Origin of the sequence: Sporolactobacillus shoreicorticis (assembly GCF_024125445.1) — a bacterium.
Lineage (GTDB): Bacteria > Bacillota > Bacilli > Bacillales > Sporolactobacillaceae > Sporolactobacillus > Sporolactobacillus shoreicorticis.
Map to the genome: position 1 here is coordinate 57,136 of NZ_JAMXWM010000021.1, position 15,577 is coordinate 72,712.

At 43.5% G+C, this 15,577-nt stretch carries 14 protein-coding genes and 1 pseudogene; 5 read left to right on the forward strand and 10 right to left on the reverse strand.

Features of this window, described 5'->3' with window-relative positions:
- The first annotated feature begins 98 nt into the window (after positions 1-98).
- The 3 genes from NIE88_RS15550 to rlmN all read left to right on the forward strand — a co-directional run bounded on the left by NIE88_RS15550 (position 99) and on the right by rlmN (position 4,871).
- On the forward strand, positions 99-2,432 hold the full coding sequence (locus NIE88_RS15550) for a GW domain-containing glycosaminoglycan-binding protein (protein ID WP_253063495.1): 2,334 nt from the start codon (positions 99-101) through the stop codon (positions 2,430-2,432).
- 208 nt (positions 2,433-2,640) lie between these two features.
- On the forward strand, positions 2,641-3,678 hold the full coding sequence (locus tag NIE88_RS15555) for an AI-2E family transporter (protein WP_253063497.1): 1,038 nt from the start codon (positions 2,641-2,643) through the stop codon (positions 3,676-3,678).
- A 119-nt stretch (positions 3,679-3,797) separates the two neighbouring features.
- Positions 3,798-4,871, forward strand: a complete 1,074-nt coding sequence (rlmN, locus tag NIE88_RS15560) for a dual-specificity RNA methyltransferase RlmN (protein ID WP_253063499.1) — start codon at positions 3,798-3,800, stop codon at positions 4,869-4,871.
- A gap of 204 nt (positions 4,872-5,075) precedes the next feature.
- Here rlmN and NIE88_RS15565 read toward each other — a convergent pair whose 3' ends face one another.
- From NIE88_RS15565 to NIE88_RS15585, 5 genes are all read right to left on the reverse strand, one after another.
- A complete protein-coding gene (locus tag NIE88_RS15565) occupies positions 5,076-5,711 on the reverse strand; it encodes a LysE family translocator (protein ID WP_253063501.1) in 636 nt (211 codons plus the stop codon).
- A gap of 21 nt (positions 5,712-5,732) precedes the next feature.
- Positions 5,733-6,416 (reverse strand): hypothetical protein, encoded by a 684-nt coding sequence (locus NIE88_RS15570; RefSeq protein WP_253063502.1) that lies wholly within the window; start codon positions 6,414-6,416, stop codon positions 5,733-5,735.
- A 13-nt stretch (positions 6,417-6,429) separates the two neighbouring features.
- Positions 6,430-7,386: an FAD:protein FMN transferase gene (locus NIE88_RS15575; protein WP_253063503.1), complete on the reverse strand. Its 957-nt coding sequence runs from the start codon at positions 7,384-7,386 to the stop codon at positions 6,430-6,432.
- Positions 7,387-7,388: 2 nt separating this feature from the next.
- The gene (locus tag NIE88_RS15580; RefSeq protein ID WP_253063504.1) at positions 7,389-8,114 is read right to left on the reverse strand and encodes a DUF2271 domain-containing protein; all 726 of its coding nucleotides are present in this window, start codon (positions 8,112-8,114) and stop codon (positions 7,389-7,391) included.
- 162 nt (positions 8,115-8,276) lie between these two features.
- Entirely contained in the window at positions 8,277-9,446 is a 1,170-nt protein-coding gene (locus NIE88_RS15585) for an MGDG synthase family glycosyltransferase (RefSeq protein WP_253063505.1), read from the reverse strand.
- Between the two features lie 174 nt (positions 9,447-9,620).
- Here NIE88_RS15585 and NIE88_RS15590 point away from each other — a divergent pair, with 174 nt between their 5' ends.
- On the forward strand, positions 9,621-11,018 hold the full coding sequence (locus tag NIE88_RS15590) for an MFS transporter (RefSeq protein ID WP_253063506.1): 1,398 nt from the start codon (positions 9,621-9,623) through the stop codon (positions 11,016-11,018).
- Positions 11,019-11,081: 63 nt separating this feature from the next.
- Here the strand turns inward: NIE88_RS15590 and pepT are convergent, their stop codons facing one another.
- Positions 11,082-12,314: a peptidase T gene (gene pepT, locus NIE88_RS15595; protein WP_253063507.1), complete on the reverse strand. Its 1,233-nt coding sequence runs from the start codon at positions 12,312-12,314 to the stop codon at positions 11,082-11,084.
- Positions 12,315-12,556: 242 nt separating this feature from the next.
- Between pepT and NIE88_RS15600 the strand changes: the two genes are divergently transcribed.
- A complete protein-coding gene (locus NIE88_RS15600) occupies positions 12,557-13,501 on the forward strand; it encodes a nucleoside hydrolase (RefSeq protein ID WP_253063508.1) in 945 nt (314 codons plus the stop codon).
- A 156-nt stretch (positions 13,502-13,657) separates the two neighbouring features.
- Here the strand turns inward: NIE88_RS15600 and NIE88_RS15605 are convergent, their stop codons facing one another.
- The 4 genes and pseudogenes from NIE88_RS15605 to NIE88_RS15620 all read right to left on the reverse strand — a co-directional run.
- The gene (locus NIE88_RS15605; RefSeq protein WP_253063510.1) at positions 13,658-14,125 is read right to left on the reverse strand and encodes an NUDIX hydrolase; all 468 of its coding nucleotides are present in this window, start codon (positions 14,123-14,125) and stop codon (positions 13,658-13,660) included.
- A 185-nt stretch (positions 14,126-14,310) separates the two neighbouring features.
- Positions 14,311-14,619, reverse strand: coding sequence for an NUDIX domain-containing protein (locus NIE88_RS15610; RefSeq protein WP_253063512.1), 309 nt, complete (start codon positions 14,617-14,619; stop codon positions 14,311-14,313).
- Positions 14,620-14,646: 27 nt separating this feature from the next.
- Entirely contained in the window at positions 14,647-14,985 is a 339-nt protein-coding gene (locus NIE88_RS15615; RefSeq protein ID WP_253063514.1) for an MFS transporter, read from the reverse strand.
- A 408-nt stretch (positions 14,986-15,393) separates the two neighbouring features.
- Positions 15,394-15,577, reverse strand: a pseudogene (locus tag NIE88_RS15620) (hypothetical protein); the annotation flags it as partial.

A 15,577-nucleotide genomic window follows, 5' to 3' on the forward strand; every position in this document is an offset into this window, starting at 1 on the left:
TAACATAAAATTTACATAGAACAGATGCAGTTTAAATGTTCTTCCTCATTTTTACCTCACTCGTCATGGAGCAGGTACCTCGAAAGGAGTTTATCACAGTGAACGGTCAATCTCGCATTCAGTACACGCAATTTTCAATCATGCTTGTCGTTGTTATGCTTTTAAGCCTTTTATCTTATTATCCCGCGCAGGCAAAGAAATCTTATACATACTATGTTCATAAGACTTCAAAATTGTACACGACATCCGGTAAGTCCAAACAGTTTATACGTTATGTACCGATTAACGCGAAATTGAAGACGACGAGCAAGCGATCAAGTAAGATGGTAAAGATTACATATGGAGGACTTAGCGGTTATGTGTATCGCTCCAATTTGTGGACGAAGCGAACGACAAAGACCCGGTATATTCGCAAAACCTCCTATCTCTACTCAAGTCGAGATGCGTCCAAACAGCGTATTTGGAAGATAGCGATTAATAAAAAGATTACAACCGATAGCAATTTGAACTATAAGATGTATCATGTGAATTACAAAGGCAAACGCGGCTATGTATACAAGTCAAATTTGTCTTCATATAAGAAGGCCGTTGTTAAATACGTCAAAAAGAAGTCCAAGCAATACAAGAATTACAGCCGGACGAAACGTTATTCAGGAACAATTCCGCTCGGAACCCGTCTGGAAACGCAAAGCCCGCAGTCAAATAAATTGTTCTGGGTTTCTTATAAAGGACGAAAAAGCTATGTCTATGCGGTCAATTTGACAAATGCAGAATTGAGCTACACGTATAACAACGCGGTTGCGGAGAACACCTATGGTGTAATATCAACAGGAGGGAATCATGGAATTTGGGATCAGCCCTATGGAATAAAGGATGCGAAATCAGTCGGCAAGATAGCTGAATATGAACGCGTGCCGCTCAATGTACTGCGTGAGTCGGCGGTCGGCGGTGTGGCTTGGTATCAGGTCAGTGTCGATGGAAATACACTTGGATGGATTCACAAAGATATTGTTCAAGTGACCTCAAACATGGCGAGTGACGGAAGTATCCCGTATTTGGCTGTGGCGAATGTGAAAAATACGACCGGCAGCCTTTATTCAGCACCAAATGCTTCCGGCCTTGTGTCCAGTCTGAGTATTTATGCGAATCTGAAATTGAAGATCGATCTGGTTGACGGTGACTGGGTTCATATTAAAAAATATACAGCGGGTACTTCGCTTGGCTGGGTAAAAGCAAGCAATCTCTCCATTCAAGCGATGAAATCGGAAAGGCCTTTGCATGTAAATTATGACGCAACGATCTCAAGCAGCAAAGCACCGATTTTTGATGACAACGGTCATTTTGTCGGTTACAGCGGCCAGTTCAATGCCGGCGGCCGGACGGTTCAAATCAATCAGGAAAAACAAGTGGAGAATGAAGAACGCTACCGCATTTCCTATAATCATCATGTCATTGGCTGGGTAATCAGTTCGGCAATTAAGAATTTGAGAAGTGCAACAGATCCGAATGGATATAGAATAGTTAACAATGCCTCTGCTGCTATTTACGATGGTCAGGGAAATGGAGAGGCACCGGATACCGGCGTACAGATCGGCAGCCTGAATAAATACAGCACACGTATGCTTGAAGTTATTAAAAATCAAGGCGGCTGGTCGTTTATCAAGTATAACGATTGGTACGGAAAATCAGATAAGGATATTGATATCGGTTGGGTAGAGAATAGCAGCTTGGGCGACATTGTAAATAAAACGAGTGAATTTAAGAGTCTGCTCGCTGCTAGCAATGCCGGAAAACAACAAGGCCTTGCCTATGACTCAAAACGAGATTATTACTATGTCGGGTATGACTTAGGCAATGGTCTTGGTAAGATTGTTGCTTATAATCGTAATGGAGGAATAGTAAAAGAATCCGGTTTAATGAAGCTTGGCCATGCCTGCGCACTCAGCTATAATCCTGCGGATGATAAACTTTATGAGGTCAGCAGTGCCGGAGACAGACCGGTTCTGAATATCATCGATCCGGATTCTAATGGGCTCAGTATCTTGAAATCCACAGAAATTCGCGGTGATATTCCATATGTTGCCATGATGGCGGTGAAAGATGCGAATACATTGATTTTATTGACTGAATCGTTTGGTGACGACTCTTTCTTTACGTATAATCTAAAGACCGGGGAACTTTCAAAAAGACATAGCATGCAAAAAATGGGAGTAGTTCAAGGCCTGCAGTATGAGGACGGGAAACTGTACTTTCTGGCGAATAATTATTTGACGGTGCTTGATGACAGCTGGACGATTACAGATCGTTTCCGTTTCTCCATTCCTGACGGCGCGCCTCAGGAGAGTGAAGGGCTGACGATGGGGACAGACGAGAACGGCAACAAAAAACTGGTTATTGGTTTTGCCGATCATAACTTGTACATTGAACAATAAGGAAGGGTTAAAAAATGCCTGTGGCTTTAAATTGGCCGTTCAGGCATTTTTTTGTTGAAACTTTTTTTCTTGTCATCTGTAAATATATAGAAGAACACGATTATGTTTTGCATCTACAAGAGAAAACCACTAAAATGAAAATATAATCTGTTCCTATTACTAGATATAAGATTGGAATGGGTAAAAAAGAGAAAAGGAAACAGAAACTATGAATTTATTGATCGGCTATCTGCAAAAACAATCAGTCAGACGTGTCCTTATTTTTGCCTTGCTGGTTTTCATTATTTATCTGTGTCGTAGCTTGATTGATTTGCTCTTGCTTACGTTTATCTTTTGCTTTCTGGTAGATCGCTTAGAAAACTTTGTCCATCAAAAATTAAAATTGCCCAGGCGACTTGTGGTGATTGTTCTTTATTTGTTAATTGCGTTGGGTATTTATGCGGCGCTGACCATTTATTTGCCGATTATTGCCGATCAGACGGTGCAATTATTCGACTCGATCATGAAGACAATCAAAGAGTTTCGCGGATCGGTTGTTGTGAATGCGATCCTGGATCAGCTGCAGAAATATAATGTTGAGTCCTACCTGAAATCAGGCGTCAAATTTCTGATCGATTCATTTTCTTCCTTTGGCTCATTTGCCATTGATCTGTTTCTGGCACTGCTGCTCAGCCTGTTCTTTTCTCTGGAAAAAGAGCGGCTGCTCAAATTCTCAAGAGGATTTAAAACGAGTAAAATCGGTTTTCTATATGATGAAGTCGCCTTCTTCGGTTCGCGCTTTGTACAAACTTTCGGGAAGGTCATTGAGGCTCAATTTGTTATTGCACTTGTTAATACGGCCATTACAGCAATTATTCTTGCACTGCTGCACTTTCCGCAACTGTTCAGTTTGATCTTAATGGTCTTTGTGCTGAGTCTTATTCCGGTCGCCGGTGTGGTCATCTCATTGATTCCACTGTGCATGATTGGTTATACGATCGGCGGAATTCAGGATGTTATTTACATGGTGCTGACGATTCTCGCTGTGCATGCGGTGGAGGCTTATGTATTGAATCCTAAACTGATGTCGGCAAAAACAGAGCTTCCGGTTTTTTACACCTTTGTTGTTCTGATCTTTTCCGAGCATTTCTTTGGTATTTGGGGATTGATTGTTGGTATTCCGGTTTTCGTATTCTTGATTGATGTGCTCGGTGTTGCGTACAAAAAGCCAATTAAAAAGCTGTCATTGACGCGACCAAAAAAATAAGAGAAGATCAAAAGAGGCAGGACGCATACGTCATGCCTTTTTATACTACCTTGCACGGTCATCGCAAATTCAGTATGATTGAACCATCACGCAATCTTTAAAAAGAGGTAGTCGAAAATATGAGCAGAACATCCATTTATGGATTAACATTGGATAAATTGACAGACTGGCTGGTTGAGCAAGGGGAGAAGAAATTCAGAGCTGCACAAATTTGGGATTGGATTTATCTCAAACGCATCGACGACTTTAAGAAAATGACTAATCTCTCCAAAAAGACGATTCAGCTGCTTGAGAATTATTTCGTCATGGGGACACTTGAGAAGCAGATTGAGCAGAAAGCGAAGGATGGCACGACAAAATTTTTGTTCAAGCTGTCGGATGGCAATTTAATTGAAACTGTTCTGATGCTGCATGAATATGGGTTATCCGTCTGCGTCACATCGCAAGTCGGCTGTAACATTGGCTGTAGTTTTTGTGCGAGCGGATTGCTGAAAAAAAACCGTGATCTTACAAGCGGGGAAATGGTGGAGCAGTTAGTCAAAATTCAGCAAAGCCTTGATGCACGTGCGAAAGATGAACGCGTCAGCCATATTGTTGTCATGGGTATTGGCGAACCATTTGATAATTTTGATCCGGTTATGGATTTTCTCAAGATTATTAACGATGGAAAAGGCCTTGCCATCGGTGCACGTCACATTACTGTTTCCACCAGCGGTATCGTACCGAAAATCTATGAATTTGCCGATATTGACTGGCAAATCAATCTAGCCATTTCGTTACATGCACCAAATAACGAACTGCGCAGCAGAATCATGAAAATCAACCGCGCCTATCCGATTGAAAAACTGATGGAAGCTGTTGACTATTATTTGCAAAAGACCAATCGGCGTATTACGTTTGAATATATTATGCTGAAAGACCTCAATGATCATAAACAGGAAGCATTGCAGTTGGCAAAGCTTTTGGAGAAGAAGCGTCATCTCGCCTATGTGAACTTGATTCCCTACAATCCGGTTGAAGAGCATTCGGAATACCAGCGGAGCGAGAAAGATGCCGTAGTCACCTTCTATGAAACATTGAAAAAGTGTGGAATCAATGCGGTGGTCCGCAAAGAGTTCGGCACGGACATTGACGCCGCCTGCGGCCAGCTGCGCAGCAAACAGATTAAAAAAGAACGCTTGATTAAGCGATAATCCGTTCAAGGAATATGAATCCGAAAGAAAGAATGTTTCCTTTCTTTCGGATTTTTTGATACAAAAAATGAAACCTTTTGGGTGCTTGGATCTTCTGATTAAATGAAAAGGAGGTTCGTTCATCGATGCAAAGCTTGTCATGCGTGCGACAGGCGGGGATGGAAAAGCTCTTGAAAAGCTATTAATCAGGCATAGTGATCAGCTTTACCGAATCGCCCACAGTGCAAGATGGATACCAAATCCAATTAGGATTAATCCGGTTACACTTTGAATGATCCATTGAACGATCGGTTTCTGCATCCACTGACTGAAAGTGCCGATAAGCAGCACATAGGCACTGAACAAAATAAGATTAATGATAATATGTGTGATCCCCAGGACAAAGAAAGGAGCGATTGAGTGATTGCTCGGCCGAATAAATTGAGGCAGGAACGTCAAAAAGAAAACGACAACTTTCGGATTTGTCAGGTTGGTGAGAAATCCTTGAAAATATCCGGCTTTCTTTGAGAGATACTTTTTTGAAAACATAGATCGTCCATTCATTTGAGTTGCAGTTTGTTTTTTAAGACTTAATAATGTTCGGATTCCAATATATGCCAGATAAAGGGCGCCGATGTACTTGAAAAGCGAAAATAATAGAGTGGATTGGACAAGCAAAGCGGAAAGACCAAGCGCGGCTGCGATCGTATGGATCAGAAGCGCGGTTGATGTACCTGTGATGGTACTTAAGCCAACAAATCGTCCATAGAGAAGCGTATTTCGTGTAGCAAGCGCCATGTCCGGACCGGGCAGCAGAATTAAAAAAATGGAGACAATGATAAAAAGTAAATAGTTTTCCACCGTCAGTTCATGCTCCCATCTTCACCGATGTATTTTTTCTTGAACAAAGCGCTGTTTAAGCAAGGCGCGTTTCTTTAACGAACTTACCATGTGGATCTGCATGATCAGGAGTACGAGGACGCTGACAAACGTAATAACGTACATAGCAAAAATCAGCAGGTTGCTGGAATCTGTTCCTCCCATGATACCATGAGTGAGCGTCAGCAGAAAAAGCAAATACGCAATCAGATGGAAACTGTGCCAGAGCCTTGTCGGCATTTTCTTTTTCAAATCAGTTGTCAGCAGAACGAACAGCAATCCGTATAAGGTGAGTGTTCCGAGTCCGTAAAGAAACGGTTCACGCGGTGCTGTGAAGGGAACAAGCAGCTGCATCCATGAAAAGGGTACATAAGGATCGATGACAAGGAGCAGCGGGTGCAGCATGGCGACAAATACGCCGGTTGTATTGAAGAAAAAATGGATGCTCAGCAGCAGATCGCGTCCCTTCTTTCTTCCTCTCCAAATCGGCATGCCGGCTATAATGCCCAAGCATATGCCGCAGAAAAGGAGCAGGTACGCACTAATGCCGAGCACGCGGACAATGAGCCATGTTGGTGCATTGGCGGATAAAGAGCCTGTCCGGCGTTCAAATTCGACGAAAAGGCTAATCATGAAGATTAGAGCCAGTCCAATTATCCATTTTAAAACTTTATGCTTTTGTTCCACGATTCATCTCTCCTTATTTTAACGGAAAGGATAGTTTATCCGGCAAGTGCTCATTGATACAAATCTCATTCAGGTTGGGTGAGGCAATCACTTCTCCTTGTTTATCGATGAACACGTAAGCCAGATCAGATCGCCTCGCCTCAAGCCAGGCAGGACCGCATCTGCTTCCCATAATTAGCAGGCATTTTGCATAGATTTCGCATGGCAGCAGTTCTGTTCCCAGAGCAGTCGCCTGAATGATATCTGATTCTGAGGGTAAGGCGGTTCTTGGATCAATCAGATGATGAAAACGATGATGGCCGTCACTCCAGCTTCGCTTAATCGTACTGCTGGTGGCGACACCAAACCGTCCGGCTCTGAGGTTAAGCCTGCCTATTTTCTTATCATCGGAAAAGGGATGAGCGATGTCGATCACCCATGGTTTTAAGCAACGCTCGTCGGACCAACACATGATATCGCCGCCGGCATTGATCATTCCTTTGGAGCGACCGTCATGAATAAGCGCCAACGCAGATTTCTGTACCGCCCAGCCTTTTGCGATACCGCCGAAATCTAGGCTGCAGCCTGAATGAAGGTTAACGTTTCGCTTTTCAATATCGAATTCAAAAGCAACTTTTTCGCTTGAAGCAGGACGGATACCAGGGGCGCGCCGAGCATGCAAACGATCCATTTTTTCAAAGGAACGATCATAGCCGAGTTCTTGAAGCACATCGCCGAGAAACGGATTGAAAATACCTCCTGTTTCCGAATAGAAACGGAGGGCCTCAAATAATAGCTCGGCAAATCGTGGAGATACGGTCACAGGCAGATTAGGACTCTGATTAACCTGATAAAGTTCGCTGCTCACGAGAAATCTGGAAAATCGGCTTTCTGTTTCGGTCATCCATTCAAAAATTCGAGACGCGTCCGGCGCGTTTAATCCGGAGGTATGCACCCGGGTGTTCATCTGAATACTGTGAAATTCAGGCAAGATTACGATCCTTGTGTACTCGTTGTCGGATCTTGTTTGACCGAAGCGACGCTTTTGCCTGAATCAAATCCGGCACGCACCTGATCGAGCAATACGCCATGCGATTTTGCACCGGACGGTTTATAAACGGCCTGAGCGGTCGATTGTGCATTGTCTTTGCCAATCGTAATTCTTCCGGTAAACACGACTCGATTTTGCCAATAAATGTTGCCTTCAGCCTTGTAGACGTAAGTGCCGGGTTTCACCGCTTTTCCCGCAGCGTCTGTACAATCCCAATAAACAGTATGGTTGCCAGCCTTTTGTTCCGGCAGCTTTACTTGATTGATTTCGGACTTGGATGCATGCGCCCAGTTCGCTGCCTTGCGCCACTCGGGAAGCGCTTCGGCACGCATTTTATAACCGCCTCCGGCCGTGAAGCTTGAGGCGCGCAGCGTCTTGACATAATGACCTTTTTCATCCTCAATCCAAAAGGCGATCTGATTGCTTGCCAGTTGATCCAGGTGAAACAGTCGATAGTTTATCGCAATAAGACCAAGCGTTTTTACATCAGAGACATGGGCAGCAGAGGTATCAGATGCCGAGGCAGACGAGAATGAACGATCCGAAGACGGTTGCGACAAAGAAAAAGGATTATCGGCACCGGCAAAATGAGACATGCCGGAAACAATGATCACACCGGCGCCTAATGTACCAATGACAGGAGCCAATATTTTTTTCGTTGATCTCACTCCCAAGGTTCAGAATTTAATCGATTGGCAGAACAATAAAGTTTCTTTCATTAATTGTACAGCAAAGACGAAAATTTTTACACTAATCTGTTTTAACAGATAATAAACAAAAAAAGAGACGGAAAACCGCTGAGGATTTTTTCCATCTCTTGTATAAAAAGATTAAGATTCGTAATTAATGTTATTAAACGAAACATCACGAGCAACGCCGGCAGGCTGCAGTTCTTTATCTGGGATATTCAAAATAAAGTTAACAATGTTTTCCGGAATTTGCGGATCAACATATTGTTGCTGTGATTTTTTTATTTCTTTAAGCATTGCGACGTTGTTGTCCAGCAGTTCATTGATTGTCGGAACAAGATTCCCCATTGAATCACATGTAATTGCCAGATGATATTTTTCAGCGAATCTTGGGTTTCCTGCTTCTTGTCCCGGAAGCGCGCCCGTGATCACGATCGGCGTGTTGCAGGAAACGGCTTCCATCATGACATTCGGACTGCTGCGAATAAAGGCAATATCGGAATTGGCAATCAAGTCTTGGATATTCCTCGTGAATCCGTAGATCTTGACCTTGTCGCCGTATTTTTTACCCAGGTTTTTTTTTAGATGGGCTTGTAACTTTTCATTTCTTCCGGCAACAATGGTAATGTTGAATCCGAAAGTTTCAATCAATGTTTTGGCCATTTTTCCCATATTCCCAACGCCTTCACCGCCGCTCATGATCAAGCAGTTCAACGGCTTGTTCGGCGCATAGTGCTCGGCATCTTTCTGAGCGTGGTTATAGAACCGTTCGCGCACAGGGAATCCAAACACCTTAATTTTTTCGGCCGGAACGCCAAATTCGATACATTTATCTTTGGCTTCTTGTGTCGGGCTGATCACATAATCGGCGCGAGCATCCGCCCAAAGTGGTGTAATGCTGATCAGATCGGCGATCAATGTGACGAATGGTATATGGATGTCATTTTTTTCGAGAATATTGAGAATGGAACCGTTAAAATTCGGATGGACGGTCAGAATGAGATCAGGCTTAACTTTGTCAAGCAGAGCAAGAAATTTGGTTCGAATTTTCATCTCAATCAAATGATTAACAAAAGGCACCTTGACGGAAGTGATATCCCAAATGATTTTCCAAAGATGTTCGGAATTTCTGGTGATGGGACCGTACATTTTGCCGACTCTGAGCAATGTGTTGCCGCCTAATGAAAATCCATCAATCACATGGATCTTAACATCCGGAACAATATCAAATTTTTCACTAAGGGATTCCGTAATACTTTTGTGGCCGTGTCCGGTGTAATTTGAAGATATGATGAGTATATTTTTAATCATCGAAGATATCCTTTCTCTAACAATTGGACTGACTCGCTAGATAAGCAGTCTCTTCTGTCTACCTTACATTGTATGCTAAACTGGGACAAGAAACAATTTTTTTTAGAAGTTATTGACCAATCGTAACAAAAAGCTTATTGTAACGCAACATAAACTTAAGGAGATTACGTTTGTATGTCACTTCAGAAATTTAAGACTGTGTACGCTATATCTGTCTACGTCAGCCTGGCAGCGTTTGACAACATTGTGATCGGATTATTCCCGCCGCTTTTCAAAAACATATCACAAGACCTGCATGTTGCGATTTCGTCCATGGGTGTCATTTCTGCAATTAATATACTGGCAACTTCTTTTTCCTCATTGTTTTGGGGCTATTTGTCAGGAAAATATCACCGCAAGCGGCTGGTGATCATCGGTACGCTGATTTGGGTCATCGGTGTCTATATGACTTCGCTGAGCGGCTCGTACATTCATTTGCTGGTCTGCCAAGTGATTACGGGCATCGGCCTAGGGTGTGTGGCCTCGATCGGTTTCAGCGCACTGACCGACTATGTGCCCTACCATTCGCGCGGCATGATCTTAAGCCTGTGGGGCATGTCTCAAGGCTTTGGCGGCATTGCCGGTGCACTGATCGCCTCAATTATTTCTACCATGTCCAACTGGCGATTTCCCTTTGAAGTTTTGGCGGTTATCGGCCTGCTGCTTATTGTCTTTTATTTCTTTGTTGAAGAACCGCGTTTCGGAAGCATGGAACCTGAACTGAAAAAATTGATGGATCGCGGCATGAGCTATACTTACCGGATTGGTCTCAGCCAGATTGTAACAATGCTTGGGAAAAGAAGCAATTTGCTCCTTTTCCTGCAAGGCTTCTTCATGAATATTGCGACCGGCAGTTTGATTTGGCTGCCGACGCTTTATATATCCAGAATTGAAGAGCTTGGCTATGAAACGAAAATAGCAATGATTGTCGCCGCCTTTCTGTTTGGTATTTTTCAAATCGGCGGTACGCTGTCCTCTTTTTTCGGTTATCTTGGGGACGTGCTTCAAAAGCGAAGCTATAAAGCGCGCGCGCTGATCACTGCGGTATTTGTTTTTCTGACCATGCCCCTGTATATCTTATTATTTATTTTTCCAATCGATCAATTATCACTCCCGGACACAACAAATTCGGTAACTTTATTTTTCAGCCTACTTCGTAATTTCGTTACCAACCCTTGGATCTTGTCGCTTTTTGTCATTTCACTGCTCGCATCGGCTGCGCAATCAGCCAACACGCCGAACTGGTTAGCGCTGATTACCGATGTCAATTTGCCGGAGCATCGCGGTACTGTCTTCAGTATTGCTAATTTGGCGAACAGCTTGGGAAGAACGGTAGGCAACCTGGGAATCGGTGCCGTACTGGCGATTATCCACATCTATTTGAAAAGTCCGGGCGATTATATTCTGACGATGAGCCTGCTTCAGCTCCCGCTCATCCCGTCGGCACTGTGCTATGTGTTTATGGCCAAATATAATGTACGTGATATTCACTCGGTGCAGAAGACGCTGGTCAAACGAGGGAAGATTGTCTAAAGATGGGAGCAATTAAAAAACGCCACTGAAATCCGTAAAGGATTCGGCGGCGTTTTTAACAATTCAGGCCTGCTCTTCAAACAAACGCGCGATCTCGACGATCGTTTTGGTTGCCTTAATCATATCGTTAACCGACAGATATTCATATTTGCCATGAAAGTTTTCGCCGCCGGTGAACAGGTTTGGTGTCGGCAGTCCCATGTAGGAGATTTGCGCGCCGTCAGTACCGCCGCGAATCGGTAAAACCTGAGGTTCAATGTCGAGGTTTTTCATCGCTTGGTAGGCGACATCAAATACCTCTTTATGCTGCTCGACAATGTTTTTCATATTATAGTACTGATCTTTCAATTGGAGTTCGATTGTGCCTTCGCCGTATTTTTTCTCAAGTTTCTGCACCGTTTCTTGGACGAATGCTTTTTTTGCTTCGAATTTGTTCTTGTCGAAATCGCGGATGATGTAAACGACTTTAGTCTGTTCGACGTCTCCGCTGAAGGTCAGCGGATGGTAGAAGCCTTCATATCCGTCAGTGAGCTCGGGTGCTTCTTCAGCCGGAAGCTGATTTTGGAAATCAACAGCCATTTTTATTGAATTAAGCATTTTATTCTTGGCGGAACCGGGATGGACATTGCTGCCTTTGAAAATCAGTTTTGCCTCAGCGGCGTTGAAGTTCTCATATTCAAGTCCGCCAAGTGCGCCGCCGTCGACCGTATAGGCAAATGACGCGCCAAATGCTTTGACATCAAATTTATGGGGACCGCGGCCAATTTCTTCGTCAGGAGTGAAAGCGACACGTACTTTCCCGTGCTTGATTTCCGAATGCTGAATTAAATAATCCATCGCGGTCATGATTTCCGTTACACCGGATTTGTCATCGGCACCAAGAAGCGTTGTGCCGTCGGTTGTAATCAGCGTATGACCTTTGTAGTTGAGCAATTCCGGAAAGGTCTTCGGGCTGAGCACGATGTTCCGCTCTTTGTTCAAGACAATATCGCCGCCGTCATAGTTTTCAACAAATTGCGGATTGACTCCGTCACCGGTAAAATCGGTTGCTGTATCCACATGGGCCATAAAGCCGACAACAGGAGTGGCCCTGTCCGTATTCGCCGGTAAGGTAGCCATAACGTAGCCGTTTTCATCCATTGTGACTTCCTGCATGCCGATACTTTTCAGTTCGGCAACGAGCTGGCGAGCAAGTGTCAGCTGTCCGGGGGTTGACGGGCAGCTTGGGCTGTCATCATCGGATTGTGTATTGACTTTTACATATGAAGTGAAGCGTCTAATCAAATCTTCTTTCAACAGGGTCAGCCTCCTTAATTATCTGTTCCTATCTTACCACTTCAAAGCGTTCAGATCATGTCGGCAGAAGTCGGCTGCGTAAATTTGAATTACGACTAAACACAATCGCGGTGCCCACGCACGAGCAGGGGACCTGTACGCTCCCAATGCACGAATGTGATCCATGTTTTTTTGATTGCACCTTCTTTACGTGATCTGTTATTTTAAATAACAGATAAGTATGGGACAAAGGATGTGCTGAGATGGGACGGATGAATGTCTATTTTAATCATGATGCGGGGATTGACGATCTCGTATCATTATTTTTACTGCTGCAGATGGATCAGGTAGAGGTCACCGGCGTATCGGTCATACCGGCCGACGGCTATTTAACGCCGGGCACTGAGGCGAGCCGGAAAATCATTGATCGTTTTGGGAGGAAATCTGTTGAGGTGGCGCGCTCAAATTCACGTGGACATTATCCGTTTCCGAAAGAATGGCGGATGCATCCGTTTTTCGTTGACGCGCTTCCTCTATTGAATGAATCGGGAAAAGTAGACGCGCCGTTGAGCAACCTGCCCGCGCATGAACACCTAGCTCAAAAAGTTAAGGAATACGCAGGGAAAACGACACTTTTATGCACCGGACCGTTGACTGATGTGGCGCGTGCGCTCGACTTTGCTTCCGACATCGAGAAGAAAATCGAGCGTTTGATTTGGATGGGCGGGACATTGAATCCGGTCGGGAATGTGCAGGAGCCGGAGCATGACGGGACAGCGGAGTGGAATGCATTCTGGGATCCGGAAGCCGTTGCGCGAGTTTGGCAGAGCAGCATTCCGGTGCGTATGGTTGCACTTGAGAGCACCAATCAGGTGCCGCTCTCGGTGCCGATTCGCAATCACTGGGCATCGCTTCGCAAATATACAGGTATTGATTTTCTCGGTCAATGCTACGCAGCGGTGCCGCCACTCGTTCATTTTGAAACCAATTCAACGTATTATCTATGGGACGTATTAACGACAATGACGGCAGGAAATCCCAATCTGGTACATACAAAAAAGGTGCGCACCATTGTACATACGGAAGAACCGAGCCAGGGACGCATCGAAGAATCCGTAGATGGGCGTGAGGTCGAGATTGTCTATAACGTGAACGCCGATGCGTTTTTTGAATCAATTGAAAGCCTTGCGAAGAAAGCGCGGCAATGAGACATCATGGATGTAAGTGAAAACCGTACTATTAGTGAAGAGATTATATTGTGATCAGCATATTTTCAAGAAAGTACAATAAGGGATGCTATTGTTTGCAGGCGTCCGCCTATTTTTTAGACAGTGTTGTGTTGAACTAAGACTCAATGTTGTCAGCTACTCGATAATAGGATAAGATTTGTTTAAAAGAATCGTGTTGACCAACATCCTATGTTCCGCAAATAAATGGTCAGGTAAAGCGCCAAGAGAAAAGAACTTGTTTTGCTTGGACTCTTCACTGCGCTCGGTTAATTCACCGATATATTCCGTACATTTGAAAGAAATAAGAACCAATGAAACTTGGTCGCCATTAGGAAAAATTTTGCCATACTTTGGACCTGAATGAATACTGAATAATTCAAGCTTTCCTAAATGAAGACCCGTCTCTTCATAAGCTTCTCTTCTTGCTGCATTCTGTACGCTTTCGCCCAACTCCATGAATCCGCCTGGGAAACCCCATTGTCCGTTATCCGAGCGTCTCTGCATCAGCACGCGACGCTTCTTATCAAATACAATCGCACCTGAAACAACCATGATCACCTTTTCGTGACCAACCATCGATCTTAAATCGTTTATGTAATCCAATATTTTCCCAACCCTTCTTAGCACCTACATCATCAATAGTTTAATGATCACAATTTATTTTGACAAACTAAGTCTCTCACTAAATTGAGCATATCCTGATTTTGATTGAAAACCAGGTCAGGGGTATGATTTATATCAAAGTAGTCTCATTGGTGCGTTTACGAAGCAGGTAGCCACCAGTTGACTTAATCAAAAATAACATACCGATGGTTTTGCAACTTACTTCCATTTGAATATTCCATAAAATATTTGTCAAACATACCCAGCGGCCGAATCACTTCGACATTTAATCTGGTATCTTCAAGTAACTCTCTTTTGCATGCCTCCGAATAGGATTTCCCGTACTCTAAATAGCCGCCTGGCAGACACCAACCGCCACCGTCCCTTTCTTGCAGAAGCGACCGACCATGATCCATGACAATCCCGGTAACCGTATTCAAAATAATCGGTGTGTGCCCTACGAACTTTCTGATGCTTTTGATGTAATCTGCCATAGACAAACTTCCTTTTAAAATGAATCATTACTGATATCCTGCGCTCTTGTTGACCACCACAAGAGTGCAGAATAATAGAGCCGTCACAAGAAACACCCCTCGATATCCGAATGAACTAGCAATAAAGGCGCCGAGAAACGGGCCGATGACAATTCCCGCAGATTGAAAGGATTGGTTGTAACCAAAAATACTGCTGGAAATGGAGAGCGGTGTATTCTTAGCAAGCAGGATATGGTTCTTGGGAAAAGCTTGGCAAGGATATTGCAACTTTACAATACAATGATTTTGGAAAATCTGAGATTTTAAACGATCTAGACATTGCAGGTGCATTATTCCTTCAAGTTCAAAGATATTATGATAAGCCATCCCTGCGTTATCTTTACATGGTTATTTCAGATTTGAACGTAGGTTTTTTCAACTGGAACAGGAAAAACATTAATTTATTCAGTGGTTGATAAGAGACGGACGTATAAAAAGGGACAATCTATTAATATTTTTACGGATTTCTGATTGTCCTTTTATCTTCATGAAGTGGAGAAAATTCATCCATCAATTCGTTGTAAACTTTTTAAACCCAATTCATGTATTATAGTGGACAGCAACTATTCAATACACTGATTGACGATTCCGTACCTCAGCATGTTTTTTTTGCTGTGATCTTAGTCTTATACAAAAAAATGAAACAAGCTGTCAAAACAAAGTATTCATTTTGCATGGACATAAACTATCCCACTTTTAAAATAAGTAAAAACAAAAACTGATTCTCCAATCGAATCAGTTTTTATTTTTGGCCGGTATCTTTGATAGATCAAAAAGCCCACTAGCGGCGAGCCCAATTGCAACCCCATTAAATATATGTTCCCTAATGGTTCCTTCAGTAAATGTGAACCCTGCTGCAAGGCCAATCATCAACGAAATGGCAGGCATAATTTTGGATGGAACATATTGCTTTACCACC

Bases quoted from the DNA above. Each gene is read 5' to 3' on its own strand.
- NIE88_RS15555 (WP_253063497.1), top strand. From the start codon at position 2,641: ATGAATTTATTGATCGGCTATCTGCAAAAACAATCAGTCAGACGTGTC.
- rlmN (WP_253063499.1), top strand. From the start codon at position 3,798: ATGAGCAGAACATCCATTTATGGATTAACATTGGATAAATTGACAGAC.
- NIE88_RS15585 (WP_253063505.1), bottom strand. From the start codon at position 9,446: ATGATTAAAAATATACTCATCATATCTTCAAATTACACCGGACACGGC.
- NIE88_RS15590 (WP_253063506.1), top strand. From the start codon at position 9,621: ATGTCACTTCAGAAATTTAAGACTGTGTACGCTATATCTGTCTACGTC.
- NIE88_RS15600 (WP_253063508.1), top strand. From the start codon at position 12,557: ATGGGACGGATGAATGTCTATTTTAATCATGATGCGGGGATTGACGAT.
- NIE88_RS15610 (WP_253063512.1), bottom strand. From the start codon at position 14,619: ATGGCAGATTACATCAAAAGCATCAGAAAGTTCGTAGGGCACACACCG.
- NIE88_RS15615 (WP_253063514.1), bottom strand. From the start codon at position 14,985: ATGGCTTATCATAATATCTTTGAACTTGAAGGAATAATGCACCTGCAA.